Source organism: Pseudomonas sp. XK-1 (assembly GCF_038069885.1).
Lineage (GTDB): Bacteria > Pseudomonadota > Gammaproteobacteria > Pseudomonadales > Pseudomonadaceae > Aquipseudomonas.
On sequence record NZ_JBBPES010000001.1, the window covers coordinates 279750 to 300735 of the forward strand.

Consider the following 20986-nt stretch of genomic DNA (forward strand, 5'->3'; position numbering starts at 1 on the left):
CCTTGCCGACTACAGGGGGCGTACTGCGCCCTCTGGGGAGGCCGGGCATGGCGCGTAGCCGACTGAAGTCCAAAGGGCGTTCCGAGGATGGGTACTTCATCCAGATCCCTCATGCGCTGTATGACAGCCCGGTATTTACCAGCCTGAGCGGAACCGAGCACAAGGTATTGCTTGGCCTGATGCGGCAGTACCGGGGCAAGAACAACGGCAACCTGTCGGCCTCTCACACTCAGGCCAAGGTCTGGGGTGTGGGCAGCAAGACATCGCTGGCCAAAGCCCTGGAGCGACTGCAGCAGCTTGATCTGATCATCCGCACCCGCGAAGGCGTTTTCCTCAACCCCGGCGGTCGCTGTGCGCTTTACGCACTGGCCTGGAAGCAGATTGACGACTGCCCTGGCAAGGATCTGGAGGTGAATCCGACCACCACACCACCACTCAAGCTGAGCATGCTGAACCGCAGAATGCCCGGTCCAGTTTCTGTACCTGGCTGAGTACAGTTTCTGTACGCACGGTGCCGTGGCAAGGTGTTCAAATCACCGCCGTGCGTACATTTTCTGTACCGATGGAGCACCTTCACCCGGTCCAGTTTCTGGACTCCCTTCTATATCTACCATGCAGTGGCATCTACAGCGCCGCGAGGCTGGCGCCCTGGGGGCGGACAAAGGATAGAATGCCCCTTCTCGTCATCCCCAGTCATGGATGCCACAGCCTGCTCGCCAGGCCATAGACACAGGACCCCGCTGCATGCCCCTCACCCTTCCGCAACTTGAACGCCATCTGTTCAAGGCGGCCGACATCCTGCGCGGCAAGATGGACGCCTCGGAGTTCAAGGAATACATCTTCGGCATGCTGTTCCTCAAACGCTGCTCCGACGTCTTCGAGCAGCGCTACAACGAGCTTATCGAGCAGGAGCGCAACGGCGGAAAAAGCCTGGCGGAAGCCACCGTAACCGCGCAGAACCCGCGCTGGTACAAGCGCGACGGCAGCTTCTGGGTTCCGCCAGAGGCACGCTTTGCCTACCTGCTGGCCAACGCCCATATCAACGTCGGCGACTTCCTCAACAAGGCGCTGGCCGGCATCGAGCAGACCAACACCAGTCTGGCCGGCGTGCTCGAACATATTGACTTCACCCGCAAGGTCGGCCAGAGCAAGATCACCGACATCAAGCTGCGCCAGATGATCAGCCACTTCGCCGAGGTGCGCCTGCGCAACGAGGACTTCGAGTTCCCCGACCTGCTCGGTGCTGCCTACGAGTACCTGATCGCCGAGTTCGCCGACTCCGCCGGCAAGAAGGGCGGTGAGTTCTACACCCCGCGTTCGGTGGTGCGGCTGATGGTGCGCCTGCTCAAGCCGCGCCTCGAACACGACATCTACGACCCCTGCTGCGGCTCGGGCGGCATGCTGATTGCCGCCAAGGAATACATCGACGAGCACGGCGAGGACGGCCGCAAGGCCAACCTGTTCGGCCAGGAGTTCAACGGCACCGTCTGGTCCATCGCCAAGATGAACATGCTGCTGCACGGTATCGCCAACGCCGATCTGCACAACGAGGACACCCTGGCCGAGCCGCTGCACGTCGAAGGCGGCGAGCTGCTGCGCTTCGACCGCATCCTCACCAACCCGCCGTTCTCCATCAACTGGGGCAGCGCCGAGAAGAACGCCGACGGCCAGCCGGCCTGGCAGCCGCGTCATCCCGAGCGTTTTCGCTACGGCCAGGTGCCGCTGGGTGCCAAGAAGGCCGACCTGATGTTTCTCCAGCACATGCTGCATGTCTGCCGCGACGAGGGCATGGTCGCCACCGTTCTGCCCCATGGCGTGCTGTTCCGTGGCGGCGAGGAGAAGGGCATCCGCGCCGGCATCATCGAGGACGATCTGCTCGAAGCGGTGATCGGTCTGCCAGCCAACCTGTTCTACGGCACCGGCATCCCTGCCTGCATCCTGATCCTGCGTCAGCAGCGCCAGGACGGTGCCAACCGGGTCAGCGGCAAGCCGGCCGAACGCCTGGGCAAGGTGCTGTTCATCAACGCCGACCGCGAATACTTCGAAGGCCGCGCGCAGAACTTCCTGCTCCCCGAGCACATCGAGAAGATCGCCACCGCCTTCGACCAGTTCCGCCAGATCGACGGCCTGAGCGACCTGGTGGACATCGCCACCCTGCGCAACAACGGCTACAACCTCAACATCCGCCGCTACGTGGACAATGCCCCACCGGCCGAGCCGCACGACGTGCGCGCTCACCTGCTCGGTGGTGTGCCGCGCAGCGAGGTGGCAGCCAAGGCCGTGTTGTTCTCCGCCCACGGCCTCGACCCGCGCGACCTGTTCGCTGTCCGCGATGAGCGCTATTTCGACTTCAAGCCCGAACTGGACAACCGCGCCGATCTCAAACCGGCCGTCGAGGGCAATGCAGGCCTGCAGGCCAAGGAGCAGGCGATTCGCGACGCCTTCGAGGCCTGGTGGCACGAGCACAGCCCGCGCATCACCGCGCTGGCCGGCAAACTGGACGACAGCATCGCGCTGGTCAACCTGCGCAGCGAGCTGCTGGACAGCTTCAGCCAGGTGCTGGAGCGCATCGGCCTGCTCGACCCCTTCCAGGTGCGCGGCATTGTTGCCGGCTTCTGGTACCAGAGCAAACACGACTTCCTCGGCCTGATGGCCCGCGGCAGCCGGGGCGTGATCGACGCCTGGCGCACCAGCATCGTCAGCGCGCTGGAAGACAAGGCCAGCAAGCACAGCCCGCTGGAGCACAAGTTGGTGCGCTTCCTGCTCGGCGATTTCGTTAGCGAACTGGCCGAGCTGGAGGCGAAGAAGGCCGAGCTGGACAGCCAGATCAAGACCGCCGCGCCAAGCAAGGGCGAGGACGGCAACGAGGCCGAGGGCAACGATGCACAGGACGGCGACGACGAGGGAAATGCCGTCGACGAAGCCCAGCTCAAGGCCTGGAAGGCCGATCTAACCATGGTCAAGAAGCAGCTCAAGGCCAAGCAGCAAAACTTCGCCGACCACCTCAATCAGGCCGTCGACGGTCTGGGCGAGGCGCGGGCCGCCGAGCTGCTGCTGACCATCCTGCACAACGATATGCAGGCCATCGTCGAGCGTTATATTGCCGCCCAGCGCAAGCAGATCGTTACCGCCTTTGAGAACTGGTGGGACAAGTACCGGGTGACGCTGAATGAGATCGAGCACAAGCGCGATGCGGCGGCGCTGGCGTTGCAGGGGTTCTTGAGGGGGTTGGGGTATGTCTGAGTGGGCTAACGGAACACTGGCAGACACCATTGCTTCACTCGATGCCGGTGTCAGCGTGAACGCGGAGGATCGCCCCCATGGCGCGGGTGAGATTGGCGTACTGAAGACCAGCGCAATCATCGGGGGAGCATTTCGTGCCGAGCAGAACAAGGCCGTTCTCCAGCATGAACGTAGGCTGGTAGCTGAGCCCGTACAGGCTGACTCCATTCTGGTCAGCCGAATGAATACGCCCGCCCTGGTTGGTGAGTCCTGCTACGTGCGCGAGGCGCATCCCACGCTATTTCTACCGGACAGGCTCTGGCAGCTGAAGCCAAGGGATCGGACGCAGCTGAGTATTCGCTGGCTCTCGTTCGTGCTGCAGTCTGCCGACTATCGCCGTTATGTCGAGGTACATGCGACCGGTACCAGTGGCAGCATGAAGAATCTGCCCAAATCAAAGCTGCTGGCTCTTCCTGTTCAGTATCCAGAGCCAGCCGAGCAGGTCGTCATCGCCCAAATCCTCGACACCCTCGACACCGCCATCCGCGAAACCGAGGCGCTGATCGACAAGCTCAAGGCTGTCAAGCAGGGCCTGCTGCACGACCTGCTGACCCGCGGCATCGACGCCAACGGCCAACTGCGCCCGCCGCAGAGCGAAGCGCCGCAGCTCTACAAGGAATCGCCCTTGGGGTGGATTCCGAGGGAGTGGGAGATTCTCCCGCTGGAGGACGTAGCGGATCTGCAGGTCGGCTTTGCTTTCAAGTCAGAGTGGTTCCTCGACACTGGGAAGATGAGGCTACTTCGTGGCGATAATGTTGGGTACGGCTCTCCAGAGTGGGAGACCGTAAAGTATTTCTCTGATGAAGCTGCGCAGCGATTCGCAGACTATCTGCTGAAAGAGGGTGATGTCGTTATCGGCATGGATAGAACCTTCACAAAAACGGGGTCTAAGTTTTCTGTGATCAATCAGGACGACTTGCCCTGTCTGCTTGTTCAACGAGTAGGCCGTTTCATGCCAAGGCTGTGCTCTATGGGTTTCCTACGCCAGCTAACGCTCTGGCCTGCTTTTCAGCGTAATTTGCTTGCGCAGCAGAAAGGCATGGATATCCCCCATCTATCCAAGAGCGAAATACTTTCTCCTTTTGTTCCTGTCCCCACCACATACGAACAGGGCGCGATAAGCGAGAGAATGGCGTCTTTTGAGCAGCGTATAACCTCTGAGTCAAGTTTGATGGCCAAGCTTAAATCGCAGAAGACCGGCCTGATGGACGACCTGCTGACCGGTCGAGTCCGCGTTACCCCGCTGCTGGAATCTGTGCAGCAGGCTGCTGCACCAATCGTCCAACAGCCTGTTGGACAAATGGGAGCCTGATATGACCCTGCGCCTGCCGCCACGCGAGTCCCTGAGCGTCGAGTTCAAGAGCGACCTGAAAAAGCTCCCCGACCGCGAACTGATCGAGGCGCTGGTCTGCCTGGCCAACGCCGAGGGCGGCGAGCCAGCACCGCACAGCAAGGGGCCGGCATCGGTGTATCGGCTGGCCGAGTAGTCGATTGGATGGAATCGGATGTGGAGGGTCTCTCCTCCTGCTGCCCGCAGACGAACCATGCGCTTCTGTGCGAGCCTGCGGGCTTGCATTCACGATGAACGGATGCGCTCCAGACCAAACAAGCGGTAACCGAAATCAGACAAGGGAGATGTCATGTTCCTATCCTCCGAGAATTACCTGGATCACCTGAAGCAGCTGATTGCTGGCAGTCAGCACCTGTCCATTGCCGTTGCCTTCTGGGGCAAAGGGGCGGAGCAGCTGTTCAAGAACTGGCAGGGGAAAAGCCTGCGGATCATCTGCAATCTGGAGAGTGGAGCCACCAATCCGGAGGTGATCGCTGCAATCAGAGAGTGGAAGGACAAGAAGGACTTCAAAGTGGAGGTTCGTACCCTTGAGGATCTTCATGCCAAGGTCGTACTGGGTGAAAACGAGGCCATCATGGGGTCGGCCAATATTTCGGCCAACGGTCTGGGATATGAGGCTTCGGAATGCAGCGGCTGGCAGGAGGCCGGCCTCCGGGTAGTCGACCAGCAGGTGCTGAAGACTGCGGGAGACTGGTTCGAGCAGCAGTGGCAGCGGGCAGGACATGCCTTGACCGATGACCAGCTCGATCAGGCCAGACTCGCTTGGGAAAAACATCGAGCTAGCCGCCCTAGCCCCATTAGCAACGCCAACTGCCTGCTTGATGCTCCTCTAGAGGCATTGCTTGATCGCCCGATTTATCTGGCGATTTACCGGGTGCAGACGGTCAGTGATGAAGCGATAGCGTGTGGTACTGCTGCCGTCGAGCAGGCTCGATGCTCTCCCGAGCTGGCGCTGAATAGCAGGAATCTCGTCTTCTTCGAAGACTGGCCGGATGACAGTGCGGAGCCTTTGCCGAAGGATGCTCCGATCATCCGTGTTTACTACGGAGCTCGTGGGGCCGTTCGGGTACGGGGCGTCTGGCAACGTATCCCAGTGTTGGATCAAGGCTATCCAAATGCTGAAGGCATGCGGGTCTCGGTCCCGATTCTGGAGCGGCGGAGTAAGGTGTTGGACTGGACTCTGGGTAGCCTGGAGCAGAAGAGGCTAGGCGAGCGGCTGCAAGAGTGGCTGACGTCGTTGTATCCCGAAACTGATGGTGAAATGGATACGGGTGGCTGCTGCCGGCGCCTGGATGAGTTCCTGCTCTGGGAAGCTGAACGTGACGGAATGTCGCTCTGAATAAGGAAATCCCCATGGGCTGGGAACTGGAAGACGTCGAGAAACCCTTTGTCGCCCAACTGCAGGGGCTGGGCTGGGCGCACGAGGAGGGCAGCCTCGACGACCCGGCAGCAACCGGACGCGGCAGCTTCGCCCAGGTAGTGCAGGAGGCGGTGCTGCGCGAGCGCCTGCGGGCCATCAACCTACATGACGGTGAGCCCTGGCTGGATGACCAGCGGCTGGCCGAGGCGGTTGCAGCCATCACCCGGCTGGGTACGGCGAAGCTTATGGAGGCCAACCAGAAGGCCACCGAGTTGCTGCTCAAGGGCATCACCGTCGACGGCCTGCCGGGTTGGGGCGGTGGGCGCGGGCAGACCATCCAGTTCATCGACTGGGATAACCTGGCCGGCAATCGCTTCACCGTGGTCAACCAGTACAGGGTGGACTGCCCGTCCGGCTACGACAGCGGCAAGAAGTTCATCATCCCCGACCTGGTGCTGCTGGTGAATGGCATCCCGCTGGTGGTGGTGGAGTGCAAGAGCCCCTCGGTGCCGGAGCCTCTGGCCGAGGCGGTCGACCAGCTGCGCCGCTACAGCAACCAGCGCAAGGTGGCCTTCGAGGTCGAGGACAATGAGGGCAACGAGGCGCTGTTCGCCAGTGTGCAGTTGCTGGTCGCCAGCAGCTTCGATGAGGCGCGGGTCGGCTGCATCGGTGCGGGGCTGGCGCATTACGCGCAGTGGAAGACCGTGGTCGACCCGGATGGGCGCGGCAGCGAGCAGGAGGTGGCCGTGGCGCTCGGCAAGGCCGCGCTGTCCGAGCAGGAGCGACTGATCGCCGGGCTGCTGGCACCGGCCCAACTGCTCGACGTGGTACGCCACTTCATGCTGTTCATGCAGACCGGTGGACAGACTATCAAGACCGTCTGCCGCTACCAGCAGTACCGCGCGGTAAACCGTGCCGTCACCCGCCTGAAGACCGGCCAGACCCGCCTAGTGCATGGCGAGAGCGACCAGCGCGGCGGCATCGTCTGGCACACCCAGGGCTCGGGCAAGAGCCTGACCATGGTGTTCCTGGTGCGCAAGCTGCGCACCGACGAGCGCCTGCGCCGCTTCAAGGTGATCGTGGTTACCGACCGCAAGGACCTGCAGCGGCAGCTGTCGGCCACCGCCACCCTGACCGGCGAGCGCCCCGAGGTGGCGACCAGCACCGAGGGCGTTCGGCGGCTTGCGCGTCGGCAGGGCCCGGGGCTGGTGTTCGCCACCATCCAAAAGTACCGCAACGCAGAGCTGGAGGACGACACCGAGGCAGTGCAGGAAGATACCGGCCCGACGCACAAGGCCGCGGAGAACCGCGCCGGCTACCAGAGCGGAAAGCCCTTCGAGGTACTGAACACCGACGAAAGCATACTGGTGCTGGTCGACGAGGCGCACCGCACCCAAGCCGGCGACCTGCACGCCAGCCTGCTGGCCGGGCTGCCCAACTGCGCGCGCATCGGTTTCACCGGCACGCCGATCATCATGGGTGACAAGAAGCGTACCCACGAGATTTTCGGCGAGTTCATCGACAAGTACACCATCCGCGAGGCCGAGGCCGACGGTGCCACCGTGCCGGTGCTCTATGAAGGCCGCACCGCCACCGGCGCGGTCAAGGACGGTGCCAGCCTGGACGAGCTGTTCGAGGACCTGTTCCGCGAGTACAGCGCAGAGGAGCTGGAGGCGATCAAGCAGAAGTACGCCACCAAGGGCAACATCCTCGAAGCCCCGGCGCTGATCGCCGACAAGGCCCGCGACATTCTCCGCCACTACGTCACCCACATTTTGCCCAACGGCTACAAGGCGCAGGTGGTGGCCTATAGCCGGTTGGCGGCGATCCGTTACTTCGCCGCGCTGCGGGACGCCCGCGACGAGCTGCTGGCCGAGGCCGAAGCGCTGCCGGCCGAGGACAAGGCACTGGACGATGAGAGCCTGTGCCAGCGTCCGCCTAAGGTGCAGGCGCGCATCCAGGCCTGGCGCTACCGTGAGCTGCTGCGCCGTCTGGAGTTCGCGCCGATCATCTCCGGCAGCAACAACGACGATCCGGCCTGGAAGACCTGGACCGACGGCAGCAAGCAGGAGCGGCTAATCGAGCGCTTCAAGAAGCCGTTGCAGCATGAGCGCGCCGACAAGGCCGACCCGCTGGCCTTCCTGATCGTCAAGTCGATGCTGCTGACCGGCTTCGATGCGCCTATCGAGGGCGTGATGTACCTGGACCGGCCGATCCGCGAGGCCGAGCTGCTGCAGGCCATCGCACGGGTTAACCGTACCGGCTTCGGCAAGCGCTGTGGCATCGTGGTCGACTACTACGGGGTCGCCAACCACCTGCAGGAGGCGCTGGCCGCTTACGCCGACGAGGACATCGAGGGCGCGCTGGCCAGCATCAAGGACGAGGTGCCGGTGCTGCGCGACCGCCATCTGCGCGTGGTGGACGTGCTACGCCGTCAGGGCATCGAATCGCTGGACGACACCGAGGCTTGCCTCGCCGCGCTGGGCGACGAACGCCTGCGCGCCGAGTTCGACGTCAAGCTCAAGGCCTTCCTCGCCAGCCTGGACACCGTGCTGCCGCGCCCCGAGGGACTGCCGTTCACCAAAGATGCCAAGCGTCTGGCCTACCTCTACTCCCGCGCCCGTAACCGCTACAAGGATATGCCGGTACTGGGCAAGGACGTCGGTGCCAAGGTGCGCAAGCTGATCGACGATCATGTGATCTCGCTGGGCATCGACCCGAAGATCCCGCCGATCCAGCTGACCGACGCCGACTTCGAGAAGCAGGTGCTGCGCCAGCCCAACGACCGCGCCAAGGCCTCGGAGATGGAGCACGCCATTCGCTCGCACATCCGCAAGCACCTGGACGAGGACCCGGTGCTGCTGCGCAAGCTGTCGGAGCGTCTCAACGACATCCTCAAGTCCCTCGGCGAGCAGTGGGATGCGCTGATCGAGCAGCTGCAGAAGATCATCGACGAGCTGCGCAGCGGGCAGAGCGGTGGCGATCCCTTCATGGGGGATTTGCCGGAGCATTACGCGCCCTTTCTGCGCAGCGTGCTGGAGGTGGCCTTTGCTGGTGCCGAGCCGCAGCCGGCCGAGTTACTGCGCCTGAAGGACGTGACGGTAGAGCTGGTCGACCTGCTGGTGGACGAGCTGCAGAGCAACCGGGACATCTGGAGCCCGCGCAAGAAGGCCGCGCAGGAAGACCTGAACGGTCAACTGTTCGAGCACCTGATGCGTCTGCGCCCGCCTCTGGTGAATGATGCCGCCGCCGAGGAACTTGCCGACCGCTTGATGGAGCAAGCTCGCGCCAGCCACGACAAGCTGATGCAGGTATGAGATGAGCGACAGCCTCCTGCAGGTCGACGACCTGAGCCTGGTGCTACGCCGCAGTTCGCGGCGCAAGACCGTGCAGGTCACCGTAGAGCGCGACGGCCAGCTGCTGCTGGTCGCGCCGCCGGAGGTCGGCGAGGAGCGCCTCCGCCAGTTCGTGCTGGAAAAGCGCTTCTGGATCTACTCACGGCTGGCTGAAAAGGATCGCCTGCTGCAGGTAGCGCCTGCCAAGGAGTTCGTCGACGGCGAGGGCTTTGCCTATCTTGGGCGCAGCTATCGGCTCAAACTGGTCGACGAGCAGGATGTGCCGCTTAAACTCGCTGCGGGGCGCTTTCGCCTGCTGCGCAGCGAGCTGCCACAGGCCCGCGAGCACTTCATCCGCTGGTACAGCGCCCATGCCAAGCCCTGGCTGGCGCAGCGGGTGGCCGACTTCCGCAACCGCATGGCGCTCAGCCCTGGCGGCATGAAGGTGCAGGACCTTGGCTATCGCTGGGGCTCCTGCGGTAAGGGCGACTGGTTGTACTTCCACTGGAAGACCATCCTGCTGCCTGCACCCATCGCCGAGTACGTGGTGGTTCACGAGCTGGCCCACCTGCACGAGCCCCACCACACTCCCGAGTTCTGGCTGCGCGTCGAGCGCGCCATGCCCGACTACGCCCGTCGCAAGACCTGGCTGGCCGAGCACGGAATGGAGGTGGAGGGGATTTAAGGCGGTACGCAAAGGCTGGTACGCAAGCCGGTACGCATGGAAAGTCGTTAGTTAACAGATTGTATTAACAGTCTGGTTAACAGTCTGGTTAACAGCGAAATAGCCTTTTCTCTGCACAGGTTACCAGCGTAGTTACCATCGAAAGAGGGACTTCAGACAAATCCAGGGCTTCAAGCTTCCATTATCAGTTCGGTATCCAAGCCCGGTATCCACGGAAACAGCGAGTAAGTCATCTCACGCATGCCTTCAGTGAGCGGCAGAAGGGTTCTACATTGGTCAACAGGGCAGGGGGCTGGTCCCTCTTCAGGCTATCGATACCAGGGGCGGAAAAATTCCTATCTAAATGCTCATCTTTTGCGCATTAACGAGGTACCAGGCTTACTCAGAGTCAGGGTATGCCTTACAAAACTGGGCTTGAGCGCCGAAGTTAGGGCTTGAAGGCAGATCGGATTTTTTCCGACCTCACTGGACTTCAGCAGGCCGGTGGTAAGAGCAGGTGCGCGTACTCGGGCAGTAGCCTGACGGGGTTGTTAGGTTTGGCCGTTGTGCCTTTGATCTCGCAATCCCGCCTTGGGCATTTCACGAGGAAGAGCTGATCAGACCCGCTTCCGACTAGCCCGATCTGCGGCATGTCGATCCCGTGCACTGGACAGGCTCCGATGCACAGGCGTTTCTTGCGGTCTTTTGCGCTTTGCCGAACCATGTTCGCCTCCAAGCCGTTGGCGTTATTAGTTAACAGGCTGGTTAACAGCGAAATAGCCTTTTCCTCAGCACAGGTTGTCAGTGTAGCTACCGTTGAAAGCAAGGCTTCAGGCAATCCAGGAGTGGCTTCAATCTTCCGCTAGTACCCAACGACCTGATTCTTTATTTAAAGAGCATGGTGCAGCCCACAGAGCAAAAGAGAATTCCATGATGCCCGCTGAAAAATGGACGTTGCGTCTCTCCGTAAAGCTTCTCGGAGAAAAATCGGTGTCTGGATTGGAGTCTGAGCCGACCTTACAGGTCGGGGCAGTCCATATCACAGTAAAGGAGAGGAGCGGTCACCTTGTTTTGCAGGCCTATGACTTTGACTCCGAAGCTACGGCGGTAGCCTTTATTTCGCAATTGAAGGAAGGGTTGTGGAATCTTGTCATCGATAGAAACATCTCATTTATTCCATACTTTGAGCAGCGCCAAATCACTCGCCCTGACGACCCTGAGCAGGCGGCCAGAAATCTGAATCAGCAGTTCAGTCTCCCCTACACCGGGCCGGTGCATGGTCTGACTGAAGAGGCGGGCGTAACCGTTTACAGGAGCGGCGAAAACATCCGGTTTGTCTCCGGTAGCGCCTCAGGTCACGTCTTTACATCATGGGCAATGGTAGAGAAAACGCTGAGCGAAGGAATGCAACTTGGTGGTGTCGTCTCCGAGCAGACTGATCCGCGTCTGGCCATAGCGTTGGACCTATACCTAGCTCACCTGTCAGAGACCTCAATCAGAACCCGTTTCTTGACCCTTATGATGGCACTCGAAGTGCTAGCCCCGGTGGTGGAGAAGCATGTAGATGCTGTGGTGCTACTAAAGGACTTTGCCGACACGGTACAAGCACGACTCAGTGCAGCGTCGGATGAGGAAACCTGCGACGCATTGCAGGCCCTGCTCAGGGAAATCGATTTTCGCAAGGAAACTTCCATCAGGCGTCGAGTGCGCAAGCTTGTCTTAGACGTCGTGTCGCTTTCCGAGCCTGAGCTGAGTGAGCTTGCCCGCAAAGTGGTGAAAGCCTATGACTTACGTAGCTCTTTGGTCCATACAGGCGACGTAGACGCCCAAGCACTGAACGATGCGTATGCGGTGACCCTAAATGTGGCTAGGTTGATTCTGAAAGCGCGATTGCGGGGGCGGCACGGATAAGGACCAATTGCATATCGGTGAGGGCAACTATCGGTGTTGTTTTATGCCGGCCCCAGAGATCCCAGCAGGAGAGAAGGGCGCTGCAACTAGATATCTGCAGGGAGTTTAGCCGCCCAGTCACTTCCCCAGCGGGGAGCAGAACGGGGAGCAGACTCCCTGAAAACGAAAAAGGCCCACCTTGCGGCGAGCCTAAGTCGTTGTTTCGTATGGTGCCGGCACCAGGAGTCGAACCCGGGACCTACTGATTACAAGTCAGTTGCTCTACCAGCTGAGCTATACCGGCATTTGAGGGTCGCCATTATATCCATTCGCGTGGCCGAGTAAAGCCGTCTGCGGCGAGTGCTGTGCAGTCTTCGTTATGAACAGGAAAATCTTTATGCACAAACCCGAGTGAGTTTCGGCCGGGTCGGTAGGGTTTTGTGCACTGTTTCACGTTATTGCTTAACTCTATGTTTTTATTGAATTTATTATTAGAGCAAAAAATATACAGCGCGCCCTATCGTCGCAGGGGTGGGCTTTTCAGGAATTTGCCCAGAATCTATCAACAGAGTTATCCACAGATGTTGTGGGCAAGTCAGTAGCGCTCGGCCAGTAATAGCAGGTTGCGCGGAGTCAGTTGGCTGGAGCAGAAGTGGCCGAGCCGCACGGCGTAGCCTTGCTCTTCCAGGTAGAGGGCGCGATCCAGGAGTAGCCAGAGTTCCAGGGGGCGGCGGAACAGGTTGCGCAGCAGTTCCAGGTTGCGCACCCGGGCCAGGCGTTGCCAGCCTTGTTGTTCAAGGTGCCGCCAGTCTTGCGCCCCGGGGGCCGGCAATTGCTTGAGGGCGGCCAGGTCGGTGCAGTAGGTGGCAAAGTCCTTGTGCAGCCAGGCGCTGGGTAGGGATGGGGTGGCCAGGTAACTGTCGCTGGCGCGAAGCTGGCGTTGCAGCAGATCGAAGGCCAGACGCCAGGCCATGGACTGGTCGCGCTGGCGACGCACCCGGGCTCCGGCGGTGACCGTTTCACTCAGCGGCAGACCCAGGTCTTCCCGCGACAGCTGCAGGGACGATGCCTTGGCGCTGGTCGAGAGTGCCTGGTAGTTCGGCGCGGCGATGCGGTTGTAGCAGCAGGGCGCGACCGCCAGTTGCCGGCAGCCGGTCTGGCTGGCCAGTTGCAGCAGGCGCATATGCAGGTCGCCGCAGGCGTGCAGGGCCACTGGGGTATGGCTGCTGGCGAGGTGCCGGTGAGCATCGGCGGCCAGCACATCCTGCTCGATATGCTGCGCCGTCACGCCGAGTTTATCACTGAGGCGCTGGCCGCTGTGGACCAGTGCCGGGTCGTACTCCAGGCAACTCAGCGCGCCGCCACCATGGGCCAGGCGACGACCCAGGTGGCCTTTGCCGGCGCACCAGTCGAGCCAGTGCTGGGCAGGCTGGGCGAACTGCAGGCAGCTGGCGAAGGCCTCGATCTGCTGCCATTTGCGCCCGGGTACGTCGACGCTCAGGCGCGCAGGGGCTGCTACCTGGGGCTGCTGTGGCAGGTCGCCAAGCTGGCAGAGGGCCTGGGCGTGGGCGGCCAGTTGGGGAAATGGCGCAGGGGCTGGAAGCTGGTGGGGCTGGTTGTGTGCGGCTTCGGCCTGCTCCAGGCTGCGTGCGCCGAGCCAGGCCGCCAGTTCCGGGTGGCTGGCTTCCCACGGCAGGGCCGGGTGGTGGGTAAAGGGCCGTGGCCGCCACAGGGCCTGGTGCTCCATGAGGAAGCTGTCCAGGGCGTGGAAGCGTTGCAGCAGGGCGGGGCCGCTCAGGGGATGGTCGCTCATGGGGCATATTGGCGTCGATTGTGCGGGGGCGGCAACCGCCCCCGGCTTAGCGCCCCTGGCAGGCGTCGACCCGCAGCCAGCGCTCCAGCACCCGGAAGCCGCGCACCAGGATAAAGGCGATCAGCAGGTAGAACATACCGGCGGCGAAGAAGATCTCCACCGGCAGGTAGGTGCGGGCGATGATGGTGCGCGCCATGCCGGTCAGTTCCAGCAGGGTCACGGTACTGGCCAGGGAGCTGGCCTTGAGCATCAGGATCACTTCGTTGCTGTAGGCCGGCAGGCCGATGCGCGCGGCGCGCGGCAGGATGATATAGAACATGGTCTGCGCCCGGGACATGCCCAGCGCTCGCGCCGCCTCGACCTCGCCCTGGGGCACGGCCTGGATCGCGCCACGGAGGATCTCGGCGATATAGGCCGCGGTGTGCAGGGTCATGGTCAGGATGGCGCACCAGTAGGGCGAGCGCAGGTAAGGCCATAGCGGGCCTTGGCGGATGGCGTCGAACTGGGCCAGGCCGTAGTAGACCAGAAACAGCTGCACCAGCAGCGGGGTGCCGCGGAAGAAGAAGATATAGCCGTAGGGCAGGGCGCGTACGTACCAGTGCCGGGAGGCGCGGGCGATGCCCATGGGGATGGCCAGGATCAGTCCGGCGACGACGGCGATGGCCACCAGCTCCAGGGTCAGCATGGCCCCTTCGGCCAGGCGTGGCAGCCACTTGATGATTACTTCCCAGTTCATCCCGCGCTCCTGACAAAGCCGCGGCTGGAGCGCTTCTCAAGGAAGTGCAGGCCGATCATGGCGAGTACGGTGAGGCCCAGGTAGATAAAGGCCGCCACCAGGAAAAAGGTAAAGGGTTCTTTGCTCGAGGTCACCGCGATCTGCGAGCGGCGCATGATTTCTTCCAGGCCAATTACCGAGACCAGGGCGGTGTCCTTCATCAGGATCATAAACAGGTTGCCCAGGCCGGGCAGGGCGATGCGCCACATCTGCGGCAGGATCAGCCGCCAGAAGATCCGCGGCTTGGACAGGCCAAGGGCCTGACCGGCTTCGCGATGGCCCTTGGGGATGGCCAGGATGGCCCCGCGAAACACCTCGGTGGCGTAAGCGCCGAAGCAGATGCCCAGGGCGATGGTGCCGGCGGCGAACGCGCTCAGCTCCAGGCTTTCGATGCCCAACAGGTCGGCGAGGTTGCGCATCAGCTGCACGGTGCCGAAATAGATCAGCAGCACCCAGAGCAGCTCGGGAATGCCGCGCACTATGGTCGAGTAGGTGCCGCCAAGCCATTGCAGCGGCTTGTACGGCGAAGTCTTGGCCAGGGCACCGAGCAGGCCGAGCACCAACCCCAGGCTGAGTGCGCTAAGCGCCAGCTTGATGGTCATCCAGGTGCCAGCAAGCAAGGCCGGGCCGAATCCGTAGAGATCGAAATTCATGGGGGCGCTCAGAAGCCCGCGCCGCCATGGTGGCGGCGCAGAGCCGGCTGCTTAGTAGATGCTGAAGGGGAAGTACTTGTCGTTGATCTGCTTGTAGGTGCCGTCTTCAACGATTTCTTTCAGCGCGGCATTCAGGCGCTCGCGCAGGGCATCACCCTTGCGCACGGCAATGCCGATCTTGTCGTTATCGAACACCGGGTCGCCCTTGAACTCGAAGTCCTTGCCGGCATCGCTCTTGAGCCATTCCCAGTTGACGAAGCTATCGGCCAGCACGCCATCGAGGCGGCCCGAGGACAGGTCGAGGTAGGCGTTTTCCTGGGTGTCGTAGAGCTTGATGTCGACGACCTTGTCCAGGTTGTCTTCCAGCCAGGTGCCGGCGATGGTAGCGCGCTGGGCTCCGATCACCTTGCCTTTGAGGCTGGCTTCGTCGGTCTTGAAGTCCGAGCCCTTGGGGGCGATGAACTGCAGCTTGTTGGTGTAGTAGGGCTCGGTGAAGTCGACGGCGGCCTGGCGCTCTTCGGTGATCGACATGGAGGCGATCAGGAAGTCGAATTTCTTCGCGTTGAGGGCCGGGATAATGCCGTCCCAGTCGGAGGTGACCACTTCGCACTCGACCTTCATCTTGGCGCACAGGGCCTGGCCGATTTCCACGTCGAAGCCACCGACCTGGCCGCTGGCGTCGATCAGGTTGAAGGGCGGGTAAGCGCCTTCGGTGCCCATCTTGAGTTTTTCAGCAGCCATGGCGCTGCCGGCGAATGCCAGAGTAGCGGCAGCGGCCAGCAGGATTTTCTTGTAGTTCTGCATGCGTAGTAGCTCCGTGTTTAGTGATTGCTGGACATGAATTGTTTACAGCGCGCCGAGTTGGGGCTGTCGAACACCTGCGCCGGTGGACCCTGTTCTTCAACCAGGCCCTGATGCAGGAACACCGCTTCGCTGGACACCTGACGGGCGAAGCCCATCTCGTGGGTCACCAGCAGCATGGTGCGACCCTCTTCGGCGAGCGCGCGGATCACATTAAGCACTTCTTGTACCATTTCCGGGTCGAGGGCCGAAGTTGGCTCATCGAACAGGATAACCTTGGGCTCCATGCACAGGGTGCGGGCAATCGCCGCGCGCTGCTGCTGGCCGCCGGAAAGCTGGTTGGGGTAGACGTGGCGCTTGTCGCCGATGCCGACCTTGGCCAGCAGCGCCTCGGCCCGCTCGGTGGCCTCGGCCTTGCTCAGGCCAAGCACCCGGCGCGGGGCCTCGATGATGTTGTCGAGCACGCTCATATGCGGCCACAGATTGAAATTCTGGAACACGAAGCCGATTTCGCTGCGCAGACGGTTGATCTGCTTGCCGTCGGCCGCGACCAGTTCGCCGTTCTTTGCGGGTTTGAGCTTGAGCTCTTCGCCGGCAACGATGATCTGGCCCTTGTGCGGGTTCTCCAGCAGGTTGATGCAGCGCAGAAAGGTCGACTTGCCTGAACCGGAGGAGCCAAGGATGGAGATGACATCGCCGTCGCGGGCAGTCAGGGAGATGCCCTTGAGCACCTCGAGGTCGCCATAGCGTTTATGCAGATCGCGAATTTCCAGCGCGGGCGTGGCCTCGGCCATGGGGGGTCCTCTTCTTGTTCGAATGCGCTCAGGCGGGTGTCTGGCCTTCCTGGCGGTGGCGTCAAGCTAGCATAGCGTTTCGCTGACCGCCAAGCCGTTTACCGGCCGCCCGGGGCCGCTGGGGTCACGGGTGTCGCCTGGCTGCAGCTGGCTGTCGCGCGAGCGCAATATTGCTCGCGGTGCGTATTGTTCGTCGCTCATTTTCTGCTGCGTGGAGGCGTGCTGTTCTGGCATGAGCCTGTGTGGGGCGACGACGCATGGTGCGCCGGTGGGCATGAAATCGCAGGCAATAAAAAACCCCAAGGAGGTGATATTCGCTTGGGGTTTTTCGGTGTTAGTGGTGCCCGGGGACGGAATCGAACCGCCGACACGGGGATTTTCAATCCCCTGCTCTACCGACTGAGCTACCCGGGCTAACGGGGCGCTATTAGACGGATTTGAGGGGGAGGTGTCAAGCGTGAGTTTGAAAAATATTTAATTATTACGGGCGGTTAGGTTCGGCAGGGGCTTCGCTGGGGGTTGGGGCTGGTGGGGCGAGCTGATCGCGGGCAAGCCCGCTCCTACAGGTGAGTGCGGCGCAGGGGAGTTCGGATGCAGTTCTGGGGCGACTCTTTCCCGTCTTGCATCCGGGCTCAGGGGAGGGTGTTGCTGTTACTCGCTCGGCGGCACGTAGCCTTCGGCCTGGGCGTATTCCTCGCCAGAGAGGAACTTGTCCATCTCGACCTGGAGGAACTTGCGGTCTTCGGCGTTCATCATGTTCAGGCGGCGTTCGTTGATCAGCAGGGTCTGGTGCTTCTGCCATTCTTCCCAGGCCTGCTTGGACACGTTGTTGTAGATGTCCTCGCCTTTGGCTCCGGGGTAGGGCGGGCGGTCGAGGCCGGGGAGTTCCTGTTTGTGCTTGCGGCACAGTACGGTGCGGGTCATGCGGGCTCTCCTGTAAGCAGACTGTCGGCGGCGCGCTTGAGCAGTTTCTTGACTGGGGCGGCAAGGCCCAGGCGCGGCGGGGTGGCGAGGTTATACCAGAGCCAGTCGGCCTCGGCCACGGCGGCTGGCGCGGCGTTGACCTGCACCAGCCAGGGTTCGATGGCCAGCTGGAAGTGGCTGAAGGTGTGGGTCAGCCCGCTCAGTTCGCGACGTTCACCCAGTTGCAGGTCGTGGCGGCTGGCCAGGGCGTCGAGGGCGCTCAGGGCGTCCAGTTCCGGCAGGCTCCACAGGCCGCCCCAGAGGCCGCTGGAAGGGCGGCGATAGAGCAGCACTTCCCCCGCTGGGTTGGTCAGCAGCGGCATCAGGGTGCGCTTCTGCGGCAGGGCCTTGCGCGGCTTGGGGATCGGGTAGCGGATCTCCAGGCCGAGCAGGTGCGCCTGGCAGCCGCTCTTCAGCGGGCAGAGCAGGCAGCTGGGCTTGCTGCGGGTGCAGAGGGTGGCCCCCAGGTCCATCATCGCCTGGGTGTAGTGGTTTACCCGGGCGTGGGGGGTAAAGCGCTCGGCTACTGCCCATAGCTGCTTGGCCACCTTGGGCTCGCCCGGATAGCCTTCCTGGGCCACATAGCGGGCCAGCACGCGCTTGACGTTGCCGTCGAGTATCGGTGCGCGCAGGCCCATGCTGAGGCTGGCGATGGCTCCGGCGGTGGATTGGCCGATGCCGGGAAGTTCGGTGAGTTGGTCGACATCGCGGGGGAACTCGCCGCCATGTTCAGTCATCACTATCTGCGCAGTTTTCTGCAGGTTACGCGCGCGGGTGTAGTAGCCCAGGCCCGTCCACAGGTGCAGCACTTCGTCCTCCGGCGCTTCGGCCAGGTCTTTTACCGTCGGCAGGGCGGCCATAAAACGGTCGAAGTAGCCGAGCACGGTGCTGACCTGCGTCTGCTGCAGCATGATTTCCGAGACCCACACGCGGTAAGGCGTGATGCCCTGTTGCCAGGGCAGGTCCTTGCGCCCGTGGCTGTCGTACCAGTTCAGTACGCTGCCTGCAAACTGCTCGGGACTCATCGGTTGAACAGGCCCTTGAGTGCGTCTTTCAGCTCGGGGCTGATCTTGTCGCCGAGTTTTTCCTCGAGCTTCTCGTTGATCTTGTTGCCGGCCAGTTTGGCCGCCACCTTGCCCATGCCGTCCTGATCCAGGCGGCAGGCCTTGGCCCCCATTTCCAGCGGGCCGCGGCAGCGCAGCGGCCACTCGATGCCGACATAGCGCTCGTTGACCTGGCAGGCCGGATCGGGCATTTCGCGCTGGTCGCCGATCAGAGTGATGCCGGCGCGGTAGTCGAGGCCGAGGATGCGCAGGTCGAGGTCGCCCTTGCCGCTGAGCGCCAGGCCCGGCAGGCGGACTTTCAGGTCCGGGTTGTGGGCTACGCCGTTGCGCAGGCTGAGGGTGCCCTGCAGGCTGTCGAAGGGGGTGTCCTTGCTGCGTGGCTCGCTGCTCAGCACCTTGCGGTTGAGGGTGGCGATACCGCGGCACAGCTGCTGTTCGAGGTTGGCGTCGACCAGTACGCCGTCATTCAGGACAAAGCTGGCGCTGCCGGTGAGGCCTTCTATCCAGGCCTGCTGGCTGTTGCCGCTGGTGCTCAGATCGGCCTTGAAATCCAGCAGGCCCTTGAGCGGCGAAGGCTGGTCGGGCTTCTTCAGGAAGGGTTCAACGGCGATGCGGGTCAGGCTCTTCTGCACCTTGAGCAGGGGTGTGGCCGGGCGCACATCGAGGCTAGCCTTGGCATCGAAGCTGCCGTTGCCGAGGTTGCCGCGCAGCTCTTCGACGGTCAGCAAACCGGCTCGACTGTTGGCCTTGAGGTTGATCTTGTTGAAGTTCTGTTGCTGGGCGGTGAGCTGGTCGAGGCTCAGGCTCAGTTGCAGGTCGAGCTTGCGCAGCAGTTCGATCGGCAGCAGCGGGTCGCGGCTCCAGGCCTGCTGGGTCGGTGCGTTGGGCAATGGCGTGCTGCCGCTTTGTCCGGCATTGGCCACGCTTTCCTTGACCTCGGCCTTGCGCGCGGCGCTGGCGCTCTGGCTGTCCTGGCTGGGGGCCGGCAGGTAGCGGTCGAGGTCCAGGCGGTCGCCCTTTAGCTGCACGCGCAGGGCCTGCTTGGCGAAATCGGCGATGGCGAGCTTGCCGGTAAAGCTGCTGTCGTCCAGCTTCAGCTGCAGGTCTTCGAAGTTCAGGCTGTTGTCCGTGCCGGTCAGGCGGGTAACCAGCTCGAACTGGCCGAGGGTCTTGTCATCCTTCATCGGCGGCAGTTTCTGGCCGATGGTGGCAAGGAATTCGCGCAGGTTGAGCGGGGCGATGGACAGGCCGCCGCTGAGTTTGGGGGCCTTGTCCAGGTCGCGGACCTTCAGCTCGCCGAGGGCGCGCAGCTGGTTGCCGGAGAATTTCAGGCCGTTCCATTCGGCGACCTGGGCGGCCAGGTCGACCAGCAGCTGGCCCTGGGCCGTGTAGGTCAGGGTCTGGCCGTCGAAGGGTTCGCCGGAGATTTCGCCGGAGAGCTTGGCGTCCTCCAGCTGGTAGCGCTTGAGTACGCGGTCGAAGCGCAGTTCGCCCTGCAGTTCGCTACGGGCGCGGACCACCGGTTGATTGGTGCCGAAGAAGGCGCTGAGCTTGAGCGGAATATTGGCCCCTTCACGGATGGCCCCAGTGGTCAGCTGAATGCTTTCGGCGCTGAATTGCTGGCCTTTCTGTTCGTCGTGGTAGTCGATGCGCGCGCCGTTGACGATCAGGCTGTCGATATCCAGCTTGATCGGCTGCGCGCTCGGAGCCGGGCTGGCGGGCTGTTCGGTGGCTGGTTTGGCAGCACTGTCGGCGTTGCTGGCGGTGGTTGTGCTGGCAGCGGTTGGCGCGGGCTTGCCGACATCTTCCCAGTTGCTGCGGCCCTTTTCGTCGCGCTGCAGGTTGAGGTTGAGGCCGTCGATGCGGATATCGCTCATCTGCACTTCGCGGCGCAGCAGCGGCAGCACGCGCACCGACAGGCCAAGCAGGCGCAGGTCGGCAAAGGGCTGGTCGGGGGTGCTGGTACTGGCCAGGGTGGCCTCGGTCAGCTCCAGGCCGAGCCAGGGGAACAGGCTCCAGCCGATATCGCCATTGAGGGTCAGCTCCAGGTTGGCCTTGTCGCGGGCCAGCTGACTGATTTCATCTTTGTAGTCGTTGGGATCGAACAGGTGGGTCAGGGCGAAGCCCAGCGCCACGATGATCAGCAACAGCCCGAGGAAAAACAGGCCGAGTATTTTGCCGAGCGCTTTCATGTGCGAGTCCTTGTTTTGAAGCTTGATAGTGAAGAGCAGCAATCCGAGC

The 20986-nt window shown here is 62.4% G+C and carries 16 protein-coding genes and 2 tRNA genes; 8 read left to right on the forward strand and 10 right to left on the reverse strand.

The features are described from left to right. The first annotated feature begins 47 nt into the window (after positions 1-47). The 8 genes from WMW70_RS01220 (at position 48) to WMW70_RS01255 (ending at position 11903) form a co-directional block, all read left to right on the forward strand. Positions 48-491, forward strand: coding sequence for a hypothetical protein (locus WMW70_RS01220; RefSeq protein ID WP_341435705.1), 444 nt, complete (start codon positions 48-50; stop codon positions 489-491). Positions 492-744: 253 nt separating this feature from the next. Further along, the gene (locus WMW70_RS01225; protein ID WP_341435706.1) at positions 745-3243 is read left to right on the forward strand and encodes a type I restriction-modification system subunit M; all 2499 of its coding nucleotides are present in this window, start codon (positions 745-747) and stop codon (positions 3241-3243) included. Next, positions 3236-4594 carry a restriction endonuclease subunit S gene (locus WMW70_RS01230; RefSeq protein WP_341435707.1) on the forward strand — a complete coding sequence of 453 codons (1359 nt, stop codon included), beginning with the start codon at positions 3236-3238 and terminating at the stop codon, positions 4592-4594. Before WMW70_RS01225 ends, WMW70_RS01230 begins: the two co-directional genes overlap by 8 nt. A 1-nt stretch (position 4595) precedes the next feature. Then, positions 4596-4769, forward strand: a complete 174-nt coding sequence (locus WMW70_RS01235) for a hypothetical protein (protein WP_341436562.1) — start codon at positions 4596-4598, stop codon at positions 4767-4769. Positions 4770-4922: 153 nt separating this feature from the next. Then, the gene (locus WMW70_RS01240) at positions 4923-5972 is read left to right on the forward strand and encodes a phospholipase D family protein (protein ID WP_341435708.1); all 1050 of its coding nucleotides are present in this window, start codon (positions 4923-4925) and stop codon (positions 5970-5972) included. A gap of 14 nt (positions 5973-5986) precedes the next feature. Next, positions 5987-9310, forward strand: a complete 3324-nt coding sequence (locus WMW70_RS01245) for a type I restriction endonuclease subunit R (protein ID WP_341435709.1) — start codon at positions 5987-5989, stop codon at positions 9308-9310. 1 nt (position 9311) lies between these two features. Continuing rightward, positions 9312-10013, forward strand: coding sequence for a M48 family metallopeptidase (locus WMW70_RS01250; RefSeq protein WP_341435710.1), 702 nt, complete (start codon positions 9312-9314; stop codon positions 10011-10013). 909 nt (positions 10014-10922) lie between these two features. Continuing rightward, complete coding sequence (locus tag WMW70_RS01255; RefSeq protein ID WP_341435711.1) at positions 10923-11903, forward strand: hypothetical protein; 981 nt, start codon at positions 10923-10925, stop codon at positions 11901-11903. Positions 11904-12110: 207 nt separating this feature from the next. Here the strand turns inward: WMW70_RS01255 and WMW70_RS01260 are convergent. The 10 genes from WMW70_RS01260 to WMW70_RS01305 all read right to left on the reverse strand — a co-directional run bounded on the left by WMW70_RS01260 (position 12111) and on the right by WMW70_RS01305 (position 20937). Beyond that, positions 12111-12186: transfer RNA gene (locus WMW70_RS01260), tRNA-Thr, on the reverse strand. A gap of 291 nt (positions 12187-12477) precedes the next feature. Beyond that, the gene (locus WMW70_RS01265; RefSeq protein WP_341435712.1) at positions 12478-13695 is read right to left on the reverse strand and encodes a methyltransferase; all 1218 of its coding nucleotides are present in this window, start codon (positions 13693-13695) and stop codon (positions 12478-12480) included. A 46-nt stretch (positions 13696-13741) separates the two neighbouring features. Further along, positions 13742-14431 carry an ABC transporter permease gene (locus WMW70_RS01270; RefSeq protein ID WP_325505517.1) on the reverse strand — a complete coding sequence of 230 codons (690 nt, stop codon included), beginning with the start codon at positions 14429-14431 and terminating at the stop codon, positions 13742-13744. After that, positions 14428-15123 (reverse strand): ABC transporter permease, encoded by a 696-nt coding sequence (locus WMW70_RS01275; protein WP_325505519.1) that lies wholly within the window; start codon positions 15121-15123, stop codon positions 14428-14430. The genes WMW70_RS01270 and WMW70_RS01275 overlap by 4 nt, the downstream gene beginning before the upstream one ends. 51 nt (positions 15124-15174) lie before the next feature. After that, the gene (locus tag WMW70_RS01280; protein ID WP_341435713.1) at positions 15175-15927 is read right to left on the reverse strand and encodes an ABC transporter substrate-binding protein; all 753 of its coding nucleotides are present in this window, start codon (positions 15925-15927) and stop codon (positions 15175-15177) included. A 17-nt stretch (positions 15928-15944) separates the two neighbouring features. Then, a complete protein-coding gene (locus tag WMW70_RS01285) occupies positions 15945-16718 on the reverse strand; it encodes an ABC transporter ATP-binding protein (RefSeq protein ID WP_341435714.1) in 774 nt (257 codons plus the stop codon). A 338-nt stretch (positions 16719-17056) separates the two neighbouring features. Then, positions 17057-17132, reverse strand: a tRNA-Phe gene (locus WMW70_RS01290). Positions 17133-17369: 237 nt separating this feature from the next. Continuing rightward, positions 17370-17642 (reverse strand): oxidative damage protection protein, encoded by a 273-nt coding sequence (locus WMW70_RS01295; RefSeq protein ID WP_341435715.1) that lies wholly within the window; start codon positions 17640-17642, stop codon positions 17370-17372. Continuing rightward, positions 17639-18706, reverse strand: a complete 1068-nt coding sequence (mutY, locus tag WMW70_RS01300; protein WP_341435716.1) for an A/G-specific adenine glycosylase — start codon at positions 18704-18706, stop codon at positions 17639-17641. Before mutY ends, WMW70_RS01295 begins: the two co-directional genes overlap by 4 nt. Then, positions 18703-20937 carry an AsmA family protein gene (locus WMW70_RS01305; RefSeq protein ID WP_341435717.1) on the reverse strand — a complete coding sequence of 745 codons (2235 nt, stop codon included), beginning with the start codon at positions 20935-20937 and terminating at the stop codon, positions 18703-18705. Before WMW70_RS01305 ends, mutY begins: the two co-directional genes overlap by 4 nt. Positions 20938-20986 lie beyond the last annotated feature (49 nt).

What these genes read in the sequence shown, in the direction of transcription:
- WMW70_RS01245 (WP_341435709.1), top strand. Translation starts at nt 5,987, where the DNA reads ATGGGCTGGGAACTGGAAGACGTCGAGAAACCCTTTGTCGCCCAACTG.
- WMW70_RS01280 (WP_341435713.1), bottom strand. Translation starts at nt 15,927, where the DNA reads ATGCAGAACTACAAGAAAATCCTGCTGGCCGCTGCCGCTACTCTGGCA.
- WMW70_RS01255 (WP_341435711.1), top strand. Translation starts at nt 10,923, where the DNA reads ATGATGCCCGCTGAAAAATGGACGTTGCGTCTCTCCGTAAAGCTTCTC.
- WMW70_RS01275 (WP_325505519.1), bottom strand. Translation starts at nt 15,123, where the DNA reads ATGAATTTCGATCTCTACGGATTCGGCCCGGCCTTGCTTGCTGGCACC.
- WMW70_RS01305 (WP_341435717.1), bottom strand. Translation starts at nt 20,937, where the DNA reads ATGAAAGCGCTCGGCAAAATACTCGGCCTGTTTTTCCTCGGGCTGTTG.
- WMW70_RS01230 (WP_341435707.1), top strand. Translation starts at nt 3,236, where the DNA reads ATGTCTGAGTGGGCTAACGGAACACTGGCAGACACCATTGCTTCACTC.
- WMW70_RS01250 (WP_341435710.1), top strand. Translation starts at nt 9,312, where the DNA reads ATGAGCGACAGCCTCCTGCAGGTCGACGACCTGAGCCTGGTGCTACGC.
- WMW70_RS01240 (WP_341435708.1), top strand. Translation starts at nt 4,923, where the DNA reads ATGTTCCTATCCTCCGAGAATTACCTGGATCACCTGAAGCAGCTGATT.
- WMW70_RS01285 (WP_341435714.1), bottom strand. Translation starts at nt 16,718, where the DNA reads ATGGCCGAGGCCACGCCCGCGCTGGAAATTCGCGATCTGCATAAACGC.
- WMW70_RS01220 (WP_341435705.1), top strand. Translation starts at nt 48, where the DNA reads ATGGCGCGTAGCCGACTGAAGTCCAAAGGGCGTTCCGAGGATGGGTAC.
- mutY (WP_341435716.1), bottom strand. Translation starts at nt 18,706, where the DNA reads ATGAGTCCCGAGCAGTTTGCAGGCAGCGTACTGAACTGGTACGACAGC.
- WMW70_RS01225 (WP_341435706.1), top strand. Translation starts at nt 745, where the DNA reads ATGCCCCTCACCCTTCCGCAACTTGAACGCCATCTGTTCAAGGCGGCC.
- WMW70_RS01265 (WP_341435712.1), bottom strand. Translation starts at nt 13,695, where the DNA reads ATGAGCGACCATCCCCTGAGCGGCCCCGCCCTGCTGCAACGCTTCCAC.
- WMW70_RS01295 (WP_341435715.1), bottom strand. Translation starts at nt 17,642, where the DNA reads ATGACCCGCACCGTACTGTGCCGCAAGCACAAACAGGAACTCCCCGGC.
- WMW70_RS01235 (WP_341436562.1), top strand. Translation starts at nt 4,596, where the DNA reads ATGACCCTGCGCCTGCCGCCACGCGAGTCCCTGAGCGTCGAGTTCAAG.
- WMW70_RS01270 (WP_325505517.1), bottom strand. Translation starts at nt 14,431, where the DNA reads ATGAACTGGGAAGTAATCATCAAGTGGCTGCCACGCCTGGCCGAAGGG.